This window comes from Flavobacterium sp. UBA7663 (assembly GCF_002483315.1).
In the GTDB taxonomy this organism is placed as follows: Bacteria; Bacteroidota; Bacteroidia; order Flavobacteriales; family Flavobacteriaceae; genus Flavobacterium.
Map to the genome: position 1 here is coordinate 43,418 of NZ_DLHR01000014.1, position 14,018 is coordinate 57,435.

The 14,018-nt window shown below is 32.2% G+C and carries 13 protein-coding genes; 4 read left to right on the forward strand and 9 right to left on the reverse strand.

Going from position 1 to position 14,018, the window contains the following annotated elements; translation table 11 throughout:
• The 9 genes from B2741_RS04015 to xrtF form a co-directional block, all read right to left on the reverse strand.
• A complete protein-coding gene (locus B2741_RS04015; RefSeq protein ID WP_291135658.1) occupies positions 1 to 2,490 on the reverse strand; it encodes a YbcC family protein in 2,490 nt (829 codons plus the stop codon).
• Positions 2,491 to 2,566: 76 nt separating this feature from the next.
• Entirely contained in the window at positions 2,567 to 2,902 is a 336-nt protein-coding gene (locus tag B2741_RS04020) for a hypothetical protein (RefSeq protein WP_291135660.1), read from the reverse strand.
• Between the two features lie 149 nt (positions 2,903 to 3,051).
• A complete protein-coding gene (locus B2741_RS04025) occupies positions 3,052 to 3,396 on the reverse strand; it encodes a heavy-metal-associated domain-containing protein (RefSeq protein ID WP_291135662.1) in 345 nt (114 codons plus the stop codon).
• Between the two features lie 11 nt (positions 3,397 to 3,407).
• Entirely contained in the window at positions 3,408 to 5,708 is a 2,301-nt protein-coding gene (locus B2741_RS04030; RefSeq protein ID WP_291135664.1) for a TonB-dependent receptor, read from the reverse strand.
• A 55-nt stretch (positions 5,709 to 5,763) separates the two neighbouring features.
• Entirely contained in the window at positions 5,764 to 6,171 is a 408-nt protein-coding gene (locus B2741_RS04035) for an HYC_CC_PP family protein (protein ID WP_291135666.1), read from the reverse strand.
• A 46-nt stretch (positions 6,172 to 6,217) separates the two neighbouring features.
• Positions 6,218 to 7,573, reverse strand: a complete 1,356-nt coding sequence (locus B2741_RS04040; protein WP_291135668.1) for an MBL fold metallo-hydrolase — start codon at positions 7,571 to 7,573, stop codon at positions 6,218 to 6,220.
• A gap of 10 nt (positions 7,574 to 7,583) precedes the next feature.
• Positions 7,584 to 8,408: an ATP cone domain-containing protein gene (locus B2741_RS04045; RefSeq protein WP_291135670.1), complete on the reverse strand. Its 825-nt coding sequence runs from the start codon at positions 8,406 to 8,408 to the stop codon at positions 7,584 to 7,586.
• 33 nt (positions 8,409 to 8,441) lie between these two features.
• The gene (locus B2741_RS04050; protein WP_291135672.1) at positions 8,442 to 8,885 is read right to left on the reverse strand and encodes an exosortase F system-associated membrane protein; all 444 of its coding nucleotides are present in this window, start codon (positions 8,883 to 8,885) and stop codon (positions 8,442 to 8,444) included.
• On the reverse strand, positions 8,866 to 9,426 hold the full coding sequence (xrtF, locus tag B2741_RS04055) for an exosortase family protein XrtF (protein WP_291135674.1): 561 nt from the start codon (positions 9,424 to 9,426) through the stop codon (positions 8,866 to 8,868). The genes B2741_RS04050 and xrtF overlap by 20 nt, the downstream gene beginning before the upstream one ends.
• A 63-nt stretch (positions 9,427 to 9,489) precedes the next feature.
• Here xrtF and B2741_RS04060 point away from each other — a divergent pair, with 63 nt between their 5' ends.
• The 4 genes from B2741_RS04060 (at position 9,490) to B2741_RS04075 (ending at position 13,933) form a co-directional block, all read left to right on the forward strand.
• The gene (locus tag B2741_RS04060; RefSeq protein ID WP_291135676.1) at positions 9,490 to 9,945 is read left to right on the forward strand and encodes a GAF domain-containing protein; all 456 of its coding nucleotides are present in this window, start codon (positions 9,490 to 9,492) and stop codon (positions 9,943 to 9,945) included.
• A 69-nt stretch (positions 9,946 to 10,014) separates the two neighbouring features.
• Positions 10,015 to 11,247 (forward strand): cation:proton antiporter, encoded by a 1,233-nt coding sequence (locus B2741_RS04065; RefSeq protein WP_291135678.1) that lies wholly within the window; start codon positions 10,015 to 10,017, stop codon positions 11,245 to 11,247.
• A 118-nt stretch (positions 11,248 to 11,365) separates the two neighbouring features.
• Positions 11,366 to 11,635 (forward strand): 30S ribosomal protein S15, encoded by a 270-nt coding sequence (gene rpsO / locus B2741_RS04070; RefSeq protein ID WP_133608153.1) that lies wholly within the window; start codon positions 11,366 to 11,368, stop codon positions 11,633 to 11,635.
• Between the two features lie 138 nt (positions 11,636 to 11,773).
• Positions 11,774 to 13,933 (forward strand): polyribonucleotide nucleotidyltransferase, encoded by a 2,160-nt coding sequence (locus B2741_RS04075; RefSeq protein ID WP_291135681.1) that lies wholly within the window; start codon positions 11,774 to 11,776, stop codon positions 13,931 to 13,933.
• Positions 13,934 to 14,018: the final 85 nt, after the last annotated feature.

The following is a 14,018-nucleotide window of genomic DNA, read 5'->3' on the forward strand; positions in this document are numbered from 1 at the left end:
TTATGCGTTAGTTAGAATTCCTACAGGAAGATTTTCCTTTGTTTTTTCAGCTAATGCTAACTCATTTTCAATATGACTAGCTTTTTGAATTGGATGATATTCGATAAATTCTTCTTGTTCAAAAACAAAAATCTGTTTCGTTTCTGGATGAACAACCGCTAATCGTAACCACTCGTTTTTATACCATTCATAAGTAGCTGGATTTTTAGAAATCGCTTTTTTAACTACTTCTGGATAATGCTCAACAACCGCTAATAATCGAATTGGATCATGAACTTCTATCATTTGACTAGGTAATCCTGGGCGCAAATCGCCATCAATTCCGTTGGCAACACCAATTAATCCCATGACATTATGAGGTAACTTTGAACCTGCACCTAATTTTTGATTATCTACTCTCGAAAAATAATATTCCAAATTAATTCCTCCTGCAACTGGTGCTACTTGACCCAGAATTACTGCTAAATAGTCACCTGAAGCATCAATTTTATAATCATAAGAGTTTAAAAAAGAACGTCTGTCTAAAAATAATTGTTTCGACAAACTTCTTCTTCCTACAACACACATGGCGTTTGTAGCATGATTTAATTCTGGTCGAGGTTCAAATAAAGAAAAAGCTCGTTTTTTTACGTTTTCATGAATCTTTTCTATTGTTTCGGTTGAATCAATCGTATCAAATCTTCTAGAACGTTCTTTTGCGTTATTTGCTAATGCTTTTTCGAATGTAATTTTATTTTCTTGATGTAACTTTTTATTGACATCGTTCAAAATCTCTTCATCATAAAAAGCAATTTCATCGCGTGTGGTATCATGCAATGCTGGTAAAAATTGAGTTGCTGCTGGAATATTAATTCCTCTTTGTTTCAAAATAGCTCTCACACTAGGATGATTAGCCGCATAAGATGCCACTTTTGCGTTTACCGAACTTGGTCTTCCACAACAAGCGCCACAATCATAACCTGCATAATGTGTATTATTTACACTTGTTGCTCCATGACCTACCACATAAACAATTGGAGCAAAATCAGTTACCAATCCAATACTTTTTAGCAAACCTTCCACCCTATTTGCCATTTCTTCAATGGTAAACCCAACTTGCAAATCGTCAACTTTTTCATTGTTATTGTTTTCAATAACCAATTTTGATTTTTTATGTAAATGCTTAAAAGAAGCTGTAGTTGCAGGTGACATCGAAGGTTTGAAAATATTCAAAAACAACTTGAATGCCGAAGAAAACCCTAAAGTTTGACTAATAATCCAACCAAATAACAATGAATGAGATTGCTTGTGATAATGTAAATCTTTAGCTTGTTTTTTCTTTCTATGTTCTTCTTTAATTAAATATTTAGGCGTTACTGGCGCTGGACATAACTTAGTATGAAATTTTCCACCAACAGGCTGAAAATAAAATTCAAAATTAAAAAAAGCTGCTGTTCCAAAAGTTACTGCTTGTTTGTCGATATGTTCTATGTGTCTTCTAAACGAACATTCTCTATCGTCCATGCAAAACAATCCTTGAAAACTTGGAATTTCTTTGACGTTGATTTCTTTTACTTCTTTTACACCAGAAAGTACTTCATCGTAAAAGCTAAATTCAAAAGCTTGTTGCCAAAGTGATAATACATCAAATAGCTCGTTATATTTTATAGCATCAAACAAATTATATTCTTCTGCTCTGACCTTAAGACCTAGTGGAGACCAGTTACTATTGAATTTTTTATCTAAAACATCAATCTCTAATAGTAATTCAAATTGTACTAGTTCTTCAAAAGTAATGGGTTTGCTATCTAAAAGCGAACTTGGATTGGATTCAATAGTAGCAATCATGCCACTCCATCCTGGATGCGAAAATTGTTGATCAAACAAATAATGTTCGTACAATTCTACTTTTCCTACAACAATTTCTAACAATTGTGTTATTGAAGTCTTATTGAATAGCAATTCTTTTACTCGTTTTGAAGTAAAAATTCCAGTTGATGCATTTTTTTCTAAAGCAATTATGGAGTTTAGAAAACCGTTTTCGTTTTCCGGAAAAGTCCACATGGCAATTCCTTGGTCTAAATAGCTACACAAAACTCTAAACAACAAACTATGTGTTGATTTTTCTAGATTTATGGCATATTCTTTTTTCCAATTGGCGCGTAAATTTCCTATTCTTGATTGAACGGATTCATCATACGGTTGATGTAATAATTTATGCTTCCAAGATTCTATATTTTCAATTCCTTTATTTTTCGAAATAATATAGTCTAAAACATTCTCTTTAATCTCATTTTTAGCAAATCTGTTTCTAAACTCTACCAAAGAAAGATAGGTTTTGTATCCAAAAATTGTATTTGCCTTTGCTAAAGCTTCGTGAAATTCTTTATGTTGAAATGCGTGTAATGTATTGTGATGCACAAAGTCTTTCAACGGATTTTGTGCTGGTAAATAATGGGTTAAGTGATGAAGCACTTTGTGTTCATCAAAACCAACATTTTGTGTTTTCATTTTATAATGAAATTGAATTAATACAAATAAATCATTGATTTCAAAGGGTTTGAAATCTTAAAAAATAATTATCGTATTAAGACAAATGGAATTTCCAATTACAATATAAATCGTAAAGTGGAATAATTTCTTTTGAGAAAAATAATTGGGCAGAATATGACTCTGAACTTTGTGCAAACTTTGTGTTTTTGAAGTTTACAGATTTAGTTGAGATTGAAAACCAATCTAACTCAACTTCAAATTCAGGTTCCGATTCAATAATAATAAATTCTCCTTCTTCAACCTCAACAGTATGAAAATGAGAAAAATCAGAAACCTTAAACTTTTGTTGAAATTCAACTTGAGATTCTAATGCTGCCTCATTTGGAGTATTGAAATAAACACCAATAGCCCACATAAAAAATGCGAGCATGAAAATTGGAAATAATTTTATAAATTTTTTCAAATTGATTTTACTTCTACCTAAAAGCAATACAAATGTATGGTATATTTTGATTCAGCAATTTAATTTAGAAAAAAAATAACAAAAAATCCGATTAGAAATTCTAATCGGATTTTTTGTTATTCTATCCTATTGTAGTTACAACATCCATGAAGTTTGTCATAATCTTCATCTTTTGCTTTAGCAAATTCAGTGTCGTGCCCCACAGCAGCAATTGCTTTTGCTACATCTTTAGCAGTACACTTTGTTTCATCAATAATCAAATGAATATCACCATGGTCTGAGTGCCATTCTGCACTTTTTACTCCTTTCACTGAAAATGCAGCTTTTTCAATGCGCTTTTCGCACATTTCACAATTTCCTGCTACTTTAAATTCTACTTTTTTGTTTTTGCTTTTTTTCTCTTGTGCTACCATTGTTAGAGAAAAAAGGCAAGCTAATACTAATAAAACTATTTTTTTCATTTTTCTATTATTTAGTGATTATGAGTTTCCTCTTCAACTGGGGCTAACTCTTCTATTTTATGATTCTCTTTTTTATCTTTAATTTTAAATCGCAATCCAGCATAGTACATGGCGCCAAAAGTTGGAGCATATATCATACTACTATCAAAATAAGTACCAAAAGGGTTTTCATTTTGAACAATTCCGTTCATTTGTTTGTAATTCGTCATATTTTCTCCTCCAACATACACTTCAAAAGTACTTGAAAATGTTCTCGTAATTTGAGCATTTAATGTTCCGAAAGCTGGTGCATATTCATCAAAACGATATTGTACTGGGTTTGATTGTGTATAAGGTAAGCGTTGTTCGCCTAACCAATTGTATGTAACATCAAACTTCCATTGTTGTCCTTTGTCTTTGATGTGTGTTTCGTATGCTAAATTTCCAAAAACTCTATGTTTTGCTTGCAAAGCCTTTTCCAATTGTCCTCTTATGAATTGCGTTTGCACATCGTAATATTTATAAGCTGTTTTAAACGTTAAATGCGTTATCAAATCAATTGAAAATTCTGCTTGAAATGAATTCGCAAAACTATTTCCATCTAAGTTATAAAACAATACTTCTTGTGGGGAATGATCCACATCTACAACCGCTTGATTTTGGAAATCGGTACGATAATAGTCTAAAATCACCTCAGCATCCTTTCCAGCTAATTTGAATTTTTGAATGAAACTTAAACCATAATTCCATGCAATTTCAGGATTTAACCCGTACAAACTTCCATCAGTATTCAAGATTGAGAAATTTCTGTTTGAAGCAAACAATTGTTGGTTTTCAGCAAAAATATTAGCCGCACGTTTTCCTCTTCCGGCTGAAGCTCTAATTACCGCTTCTTTCCAAGGATTGTAACGAATATGTAATCTTGGCGTGATAAAAGTTCCTAAACGATTATGATTATCAACACGTGCTCCAGCAACTAAACTGAAATTATCGGTATTGTCATACGTATATTCAAAAAAAGCACCAACCGAATTATCAATTCTTGAAAAATCGCGATTAAAATTCACATTTACAAATTCATTATAATCATCGTAAGTGAAATTTAAACCTGTTGTGAATTTATTTTTGGTATTATTGATAATCGAATTGAACAATAAATTCGAATAAAAACTTTTTTGATGAATGTCATACTGACTTAAACCAAAATACGATTCTTGTTTGTGTGATTGAAACGAGTTCTGAAATCCAAAACTTTGATATGGCATATCAGGAAAAACATAACCAGTTTTGTTTGAAATTTCAATTTTTTCAGTATTGATTTCACTTCCCCAAGCGTTTGTAGTTAATCTGTCCGTATCTGGATTGAAACTCATTTCACCAGCTTGTTTTTCATCGTTCATATAGCGAACATTTAAAAAACTTACGATTCCATTTTCGGCATTGTTATATTGCCAACGGTTTAAAATATTGACTTGTTTTCCGATTGGACCATCTAAAAACCCATCATCATTCATATCATTTTTTCCTACACGTGTATTTCCGTGTAAAAACAAAGTCGAGCTTAATTTATCAGTAAATTTATTATTGAAATGCGTATTGATTTCATAACGTTCATCTTGCGAAGCATATGCATTTAAGAAAAACGGAATATCATTAGAAGGTTTTAAAACTTCGTAATTGATTTGGCCTGAAATACTTTCGTAACCGTTAATCACACTTCCTGCTCCTTTAGTAATTTGAATACTTTCTACCCAAGTTCCTGGCACAAAAGACAATCCGTAAGCTTGTGAAGCACCACGAACCGAAGGAATATTTTCTTCCGCAATCAAAATATAAGGACTTGTTAAACCTAACATTTTAATTTGACGATTTCCTGTTACGGCATCAGAAAAATTAACATCGATAGATGGATTCGTACTAAAACTTTCAGACAAATTACAACAAGCCGCTTTCAACAACTCTTTTTGCCCCATTACTTGCACATTTTGAACTTTGTACAAGGAATGTTCGGTTCCTTTTTTGGTTTTGGTAATCGTTACTTCTTTCAATGTATTGACTTCTTTTAGAATAACAGAAATCGTGCTTGAAGTAATTTCAATTTTCTTAGTTTCAAAACCAATGTAACTCACCACTAAAAAAGTAGTTTCGGGAGATTTCTTTATAGAAAAATTTCCATTTTCATCTGTTGTAGTTCCAATTGCAGTATTGAACCAAAACACATTAGCTCCTAATAAAGGCTGATTATTTTCGTCTGTTACTATTCCTTTTACGGTTTCTTGCGAATAAATAAATTGAGAAACAAAGAATAGCAAAAACGCTATATTTTTAAACATAATAAGGTTATTTATTGTTATTAATTCTTTGATTTATAGAATAAAAAACAATAAATTATGCGTAAAAAACCAATTGACAGTAGAGTTTGTAGAGTGGCGGCGCGTGAGAATCGCAATAAAAAGCCACTTCATTTGAAACGAAATTTTCTGATTCAAATGCAACGAAATTTGGTTTCCAATCAGCATTAAAAACCGCTTGTTCTAAATCTAATTGAAAGGTTTTAACCAATATATCATCGGTCTTTTTTTCAACTTTGATTAGTTTGTTGGAACAACAAGAATCGTGAGAATCTTCTTTTGCACAACATAATTTTATATCCTCAACACAAGGTTCGTCTTCTTGATATTGAAAAGAAACTGATGCAATTTCATCTTTACAATAATGCACGGCAAAACTCAACCCTAAATTGGCAAGCAATACTAAGGAAGCTAATACAATACTTATGTGTTTTCTGAAATTCATCGGAGCAAAAGTAGGAAATTGAATTTTAATTTGCGTTAATTTTAATCTAAATTTCAATGACTTGCCCTAAAAACGGAACTTGAGCATCAAAACCATATTGTTCTTGGACTTTTAATCGCAATTCATCAGCCGCTTCATTTTCGCCATGAACTAAGAATACTTTTTTAGGTTTGGTTTCCAATTCGGATAACCAATTCAGTAAATCTTTTTGATCTCCATGAGCGGATAAACTTTCAATCAATAGAATATTCGCTTGAACAGGATAATATTTTCCGTAAATTTTAATTTCTTGAGCGCCTTCTAATAATTTTCTGCCACGTGTTCCTTCGGCTTGATAACCTACCAGCGTTACCGTAGTTTCTGGTTTATCGATTAATCTTTCCAAATACGATAAAACTCTTCCTCCAGTAATCATACCACTTGCTGCGATAACTACTTTTGGTTGTTTATCATAAACTGCATTCATGCTGTCTTTGTAATCAGAAATTAGGGTAAAAACTTTGCACATTTCGTCGCAATCTTCAAAAGATAATTTATGCCATGTGCGATTATCTTTAAAAACATCTAAAACGCTAATTCCCATTGGCGTATCGATGATGTAAGGCATATTTGGAATACGTTCTTCTTTTTTTAATTGCCAAATTAAATACATCATAGTTTGCACACGTTCTACCGCAAAACTTGGAATTATAACTGTTCCGCCTTTGTTGAACGTATTATTTATGATGGTTTCCAATTCAAATAACGCATTAGTTTGTGGATGAAGGCGATTTCCGTAGGTACTTTCTAAAAAAACATAATCTGCTTTTTTTGGTTTTTTAGACGGAAACATCAACACATCATCATCTTGACCAATATCACCGGAGAAAACCAAAACTTTTCCGTCGATGGTTAATTCAATTGAACAAGCGCCTAAAATATGACTTGCATAAAAGAATTTGAAAGAAACATCATCATCTAATTTCACATCCAAATCTTTTTCCACAACTCTGAATTTCGGAATTACAGCATCTACTTCGGACTCTGTATATAACGGTTCGGCTGGGTCATGTTTTGAAAAATGTTCTTCATTGGCTTTTTTAGCTTCCTCTTCCTGAATTTTCGCACTATCATACAAAATCAATCGCGAAATTTCTTTTGTTGGTCGTGTGCAGAAAATTTTTCCTTTAAAACCTTCATTAACGAATTTGGGCAACCAACCACAATGATCTAAATGCCCATGAGTAAGCAATACAAAATCAATCGTTTCAGGTAAAATGGATAGCGGCTCACGATTTAATTCGCGCAATGATTTTATGCCTTGAAACATCCCACAATCAATCAGAATTCGGAGATTATTGTGTTCGATTAACGTTTTTGAACCCGTTACAGTTCCTGCTCCGCCTAAAAAATGAATTTTCATGATTTTTGCTTTAATTTGTTAATTGATTCGCTTCTTTTAAAACATTTATAGTTCGATTATGACTTAACTCGATGGTTTTTAAATAATCGGGATGTTGAATTAAATCATTTATGGTAATACAATCTAAAATCAACAATTGGTCTTTTTCTGCTTTGGTTAAAGTGGTTAAACAAGTTACAGGATAAACTCGAAAACGATCAACCAAATCTTTGATACCATTTTTTTGAGGATAATCCCAACTCAACATACTCAAACCGGAACATTCTCCAAACTGAATTGCATCTGTGGTAAACTTGTTGTTGGTTACAATGATACACTTTGAAATACTTCGTTTTGCAGAAAACAAATCGTACTTTTTATCTTTTACATCATTGAATCGAGACAAAATATACATGGGAACTTTTACATCACTTTTTGCATCTTGCCCTGAATGAAATTTGCATTCAATCATAGAAACCACATCGTTTTTGAGAAGCAATATGTCTATTTCATGAGAAATACATTTTCCATTAAGTGTAATACCAACTTTAGTTTGAAAACCTTGCTCTTTCATGACTTTAGCAATAAATTTCTCAAAGAAAAATCCTGCAGGGCCAAGTCCTAACAAGGCAGTTCTTAGATTGTATCGAGCGGCATGAACGTTAGAAATGTTTTTTAATAGCTGATAAGCACGCTTATAGATTTTTTTCGAGGAAATGCCCTCATACATTTCGCTTTCAATTTCCTTAACAATGGTTTCTGCCATAGCTTGGTCGGCTCCTGATTTTCGGAGTGAATTAATTAGTTTCTGTTCATCGTAATGAACTAATTCACCTGAGTATTTTGTAACTTTCATAATCAAAAGATTATTACATAAAGATACAAAAAATTAGCGAGTTAACTGCTGATAATAAAAAGCTGGAATAAAAAGCACTAAAAATAAAGGCTGAATTAAAAAACGTCTGATGTAGAACAAAATCAAATAATCAGGTTGATTAGAAAAATGAAGTAATCCGAAAAAAATTGCGACTAAAACTAAAAAAAGAAAAAGAAATAAATATCCTGAAAAAACCATCAACTGTTTTTCATTGAACAATAATCGAATTATTATCAATGAAAAAAAGGTGTTTAAAGTGTATCGCAAAAGCAAATTCAAAAACAACAAAAACTGATCTAAATTAGGTAATGGTTTGTTTTGATAATCCGTTTTAAAAAATGACAAGAAAGGATCATAAAACAATTGGTCCTCAAAGGCTCTGACTAAAATTAGTCCCAAGAGCGCTAATCCTATAAAAAAAAGTCTTCTTTTATTTTTAATTAGTTCTCTTAACATAGCCTGAAAATTTGGTTACCCATAAAATCCACAAAACAAATACAACTCCATAAATAAAAAGAGGGAAAATAGTACCGTGTAAAAGTTCTTCATATTGCGGATAGTAATACAATGCAAAAGACAATAATGCAATTCTAATAACGTTCAAAACATGTATCAAAACAACTCCAAAAACAATAAATAGCAAAGTTTTTTTCCACTGAGTTGAAAATGCAAAAACGAATGCTGCAAACAAGATCATTACACTTACCGCATTGCACCCTTCAATAACTCTTGCCACATATTTTTCTTTGTAAAAAATTTTTAACGAAGGTTCTTTATCATGCTTTATAGATTCTGCATCATCAGTAAAAAACAACATAAATTGTTTGGTCTGATTTGAAACTATTTCTGTAAAATAATCCACCTCATTTTTTACCACATCATATTGACTCAAATACATTTTATAAATAAATGTAAAGACAACATAAAAAAGTAAAAACTTAATTAAAAAAGCAAAAAAAGGTTTATATTGGTTAATGGTGTTTTTCAAAACGTACATTTTTAACAAAAATATAGATTTTTTTATAGTATAGAATAAATACTTTTGTAAAAAAATACAACTATGACATTTGAAGAATTAAAACCAATTGTTTCGAGCATTATTGAAAAAGAAAATGCTACTCGCGATGAGAAACTGAAAGAAATTTGTCAACTATTAAGTGATAACGTTAGTTATTATGATTGGGTGGGATTTTATTTTGCAAATCACGAAGCTAAAACACTACACTTAGGTCCTTACGTAGGTGCCGAAACCGATCACACTGTTATACCATTTGGAAAAGGAATTTGCGGACAAGTTGCGGAATCAAATGCAAATTTTGTGGTTCCTGATGTTCAAGCACAAGATAATTATATTGCTTGTAGTTTTACTGTAAAATCAGAAATTGTGGTTCCTTTATTCGTTAACGGAGTTAATATTGGACAAATTGACATTGATTCACATGTTTTAGACCCTTTTACAGCAGCAGATGAACGCTTTTTAGAATTTGTTAATGAAGAAGTCGCAAAATTATTTTAAGTTATAAATAAAGTTTGACTCTTTTTTATACATTTGTCGTGATTATAACTAATTCGACTCTCGCTATTTATGGAATTTAATGTCCCAAGTTTAGAGCTTCCTTTCTTTGCTAATTTATTGCTATTATTAGTATTGGCAAGATTTTTTGGCGAAATCATGGAACGTTTTAAACAACCTGCTATGATTGGTGAAATTTTAGCTGGTGTACTTTTAGGGCCAACGATTTTAAATTTCATTCATCGTACCGAAGAGTTAAAAGTAATTTCTGAATTAGGTGTTTTCTTATTGGTAATCATTGCTGGTTTAGAAATTAACTTGGACGAAATAGTGAAATCGATGAAAGGTAGAAACATTGTAATTTCTCTTTTAGCCTTTTTTATACCGATTACTTCAGGTTTTTTTGTGGGTCGTTATTTCGAATTAGACGTTATGTCAACCATTTTCATTGGATTGTGTGTTGCCATTACAGCATTACCTGTAAGTATTCGTATTTTGATGGATTTAGGCAAACTGAATTCGTCAGTCGGACAAAAAATAATTTCGGTTGCAATTTTTGATGACGTTATTGCGCTTACTATTTTAGGAATATTATTAGATATAAAAGATGTTGAACAAACGTTTACTAACATTACTAATGCTACGCTAATAACCCTTTTAAAATTGAGCTGCTTTCTTATTTTAGTAATTGCAACCTATAGAGTAATCCGCAATGTATCAAGAGAAGAAAATTTAATCGAAAACAAATTAAATAAGATTATATCCGTATTAAAAGGAAAAGAATCGCTTTTTGCTGTGTTTTTCGTATTCATCTTAATTTTTGCTACGATAACAGAAAGTATTGGTTTGCATTTCATTATTGGAGCCTTTTTTGCTTCCATGCTAATTTCAAAAGAATTGGTAGGTGAAAAACATTTGAATACGTTTCACAATACCACAAATAGTATGGCAATGGGATTTTTAGCTCCTATTTTCTTTGCAGGAATTGGGCTAGAATTTCAATTTTCGTCCATTGAAAACTATCCATTATTATTTGCCATAATTGCTGTTTCTTTTTTATCAAAAATTATTGGTGGATATGTTGGTGGTCGATTTGCAAGATTAGATCACAATGTATCCATGGCACTTGGATTTGGCTTAAACGCCCGAGGTATTATGGAATTAGTTATTGCTAATATCGCTTACAAAGCAGGAATTATCAATACCGAAATCTTTTCGATGCTTGTTATTATGGGACTTATAACTACGTTAGCAACACCATTTTTATTAAAAAGAGCCTTCAAAGCGATAGACAAAATAGCTTAATTTTTTTATTTGAAAATAATTCTGAATTCATAATCCATAATTCTAAATTATTTTTATCTTTGCATCCGAATTGCAACCATACAATTCATACATAATAATCATTTAAAATAATATTAGCATGTACTTGTCTAAAGAAACTAAAGCTGAAATCTTCGCTAAACACGGAGGAAAAGCTGAAAACACTGGATCTGCTGAAGGGCAAATCGCATTATTTACATTCAGAATTACTCACTTAACTGAGCACTTGAAAAAAAATCGTCACGATTATAACACTGAGCGCTCATTAGTACTTTTAGTAGGTAAAAGAAGAAGTCTTCTTGATTACTTAAAAAAGAAAGATATCAACAGATATCGTGAGATTATTAAAGAATTAGGTATTAGAAAATAATCAACTAAAGGGGCTTCGTGCCCCTTTTTGTTTTATTTATATTGACAGAAAAAGTTTGGTTTTTCATTGGGTTACAAACAACTACACACACAACAACAACACAACTGACCCTTTGTTTAATTTAGAATTAAAAAATTTATGATTCCAAAAGTATTCCAAGAAGTTATCGATTTAGGTGACGGAAGAAGCATCACAATCGAAACTGGAAAATTAGCCAAACAAGCAGATGGATCTGTTGTTGTTCGTATGGGCGATGCCATGTTATTAGCAACAGCAGTTTCTGCAAGAACCTCAAATCCTGCAGTAGATTTTCTACCTTTAACAGTAGATTATCGCGAAAAATTTGCAGCAGCAGGTCGTTTTCCTGGTGGTTTCTTCAAAAGAGAAGCACGTCCAAGTGACAGCGAAGTATTAACAATGAGATTAGTAGACCGCGTATTGCGTCCACTTTTCCCAGATGACTATCATGCTGAAACACAAGTAATGATTCAATTAATGTCGCATGACGAAAACGTTATGCCAGATGCATTAGCTGGATTAGCGGCTTCAGCTGCATTAGCTGTTTCAGACATTCCTTTTTATAACTTAATTTCTGAAGTTCGTGTAGCACGTATCGATGGAAAATTCGTTATCAACCCAAGTAGAGAAGAATTAGCACAATCAGACATTGATATGATGATTGGAGCTTCTATGGATTCTGTTGCGATGGTTGAAGGAGAAATGAAAGAAATTTCAGAAGCAGAAATGGTAGAGGCTATCAAATTTGCTCACGAAGCTATCAAAGTTCAAATTCAAGCACAATTACGTTTACAAGCTGCTTTTGGTAAAAAAGAAATTCGTACGTATGAAGGTGAGAAAGAAAACGAAGAAATTTACAAAAAAGTAAAAGCTGCGGCTTACGATAAAATTTATGCAATTGCAAAAGTTGGTTCGGCTAAACACGAAAGAAGTGCTGCATTTGCTGAAGTAAAAGAAGAAGTAAAAGCTTTATTTACAGAAGAAGAATTAGCTGCTGATGGCGATTTAGTATCAAAATATTTCTACAAAACAAACAAAGAAGCTGTGCGTAATGTAGTGTTAGAATTAGGTGTTCGTTTAGACGGAAGAAAAACAACTGAAATCAGACCAATTTGGTGTGAAACAGATTATTTACCTTCTGTTCACGGTTCGTCTTTATTTACCCGTGGAGAAACACAAGCTTTAGCCACTGTAACTTTAGGAACTTCAAGAGAAGCTAACCAAATAGACTCTCCATCTGAACAAGGTGAAGAAAAATTCTATTTACATTATAACTTCCCTCCTTTCTCAACTGGTGAAGCTAAACCTTTAAGAGGAACTTCAAGAAGAGAAGTAGGTCATGGAAACTTAGCTCAAAGAGCTTTAAAAAATATGATTCCTGCAGATTGTCCTTACACAATTCGTATCGTTTCTGAAGTATTAGAATCTAACGGTTCTTCTTCAATGGCAACGGTTTGTGCTGGTACAATGGCGTTAATGGATGCTGGAGTTCAAATGGTAAAACCAGTTTCTGGTATTGCTATGGGATTAATTACTGATGGTGAGAAATTCGCTGTATTGTCTGATATTTTAGGAGATGAAGATCACTTAGGAGATATGGACTTTAAAGTAACTGGAACTGCTGACGGTATTACAGCATGTCAAATGGACATCAAAATTGATGGTTTACGCTATGATATCATGGAACAAGCTTTAGGGCAAGCTCGTGACGGACGTTTACATATTTTAGGTAAATTAACTGAAACTATTGCAGCACCAAGAGCTGAAGTAAAACCAAAAGCACCAAAAATTATTACAAGAACCATTCCTGGAGCTTTCATTGGAGCGTTAATTGGACCTGGTGGAAAAGTAATTCAAGAATTACAAAAAGCTACTGGAACTACAATAGTTATCAATGAAGTAGATGAGCAAGGTGTAGTTGAAATTTTAGGAACTAATCCTGATGGTATTGCTGCAGTATTAGCTAAAATTGATTCTATTATCTTCAAACCTGTAATGGGAGAAGCTTACGAAGTAAAAGTAATTAAAATGTTAGATTTTGGAGCTGTTGTAGAATACACACAAGCACCAGGAAACGAAGTTTTATTACACGTATCTGAATTAGCTTGGGAAAGAACAGAAAATGTTACTGATGTTGTAAACATGGGTGATGTATTTATGGTAAAATACTTAGGAGTTGATCCTAAAACACGTAAAGAAAAAGTGTCTAGAAAAGCACTTTTACCAAGACCTCCAAGAGAAGAAAGACCTATTGAAAAAAAGGATACTCCACAAGGTTAATATTTTTAAATATTAGTTCATATAAAACCCCAATTCATTTAACTGAATTGGGGTTTTTAAATTTTATTTTATTTTTTTTGTAACT

Coding starts and splice junctions, on each gene's coding strand:
- B2741_RS04015 (WP_291135658.1), bottom strand. CDS start 2,490: ATGAAAACACAAAATGTTGGTTTTGATGAACACAAAGTGCTTCATCAC.
- B2741_RS04020 (WP_291135660.1), bottom strand. CDS start 2,902: ATGCTCGCATTTTTTATGTGGGCTATTGGTGTTTATTTCAATACTCCA.
- B2741_RS04025 (WP_291135662.1), bottom strand. CDS start 3,396: ATGAAAAAAATAGTTTTATTAGTATTAGCTTGCCTTTTTTCTCTAACA.
- B2741_RS04030 (WP_291135664.1), bottom strand. CDS start 5,708: ATGTTTAAAAATATAGCGTTTTTGCTATTCTTTGTTTCTCAATTTATT.
- B2741_RS04035 (WP_291135666.1), bottom strand. CDS start 6,171: ATGAATTTCAGAAAACACATAAGTATTGTATTAGCTTCCTTAGTATTG.
- B2741_RS04040 (WP_291135668.1), bottom strand. CDS start 7,573: ATGAAAATTCATTTTTTAGGCGGAGCAGGAACTGTAACGGGTTCAAAA.
- B2741_RS04045 (WP_291135670.1), bottom strand. CDS start 8,408: ATGAAAGTTACAAAATACTCAGGTGAATTAGTTCATTACGATGAACAG.
- B2741_RS04050 (WP_291135672.1), bottom strand. CDS start 8,885: ATGTTAAGAGAACTAATTAAAAATAAAAGAAGACTTTTTTTTATAGGA.
- xrtF (WP_291135674.1), bottom strand. CDS start 9,426: ATGTACGTTTTGAAAAACACCATTAACCAATATAAACCTTTTTTTGCT.
- B2741_RS04060 (WP_291135676.1), top strand. CDS start 9,490: ATGACATTTGAAGAATTAAAACCAATTGTTTCGAGCATTATTGAAAAA.
- B2741_RS04065 (WP_291135678.1), top strand. CDS start 10,015: ATGGAATTTAATGTCCCAAGTTTAGAGCTTCCTTTCTTTGCTAATTTA.
- rpsO (WP_133608153.1), top strand. CDS start 11,366: ATGTACTTGTCTAAAGAAACTAAAGCTGAAATCTTCGCTAAACACGGA.
- B2741_RS04075 (WP_291135681.1), top strand. CDS start 11,774: ATGATTCCAAAAGTATTCCAAGAAGTTATCGATTTAGGTGACGGAAGA.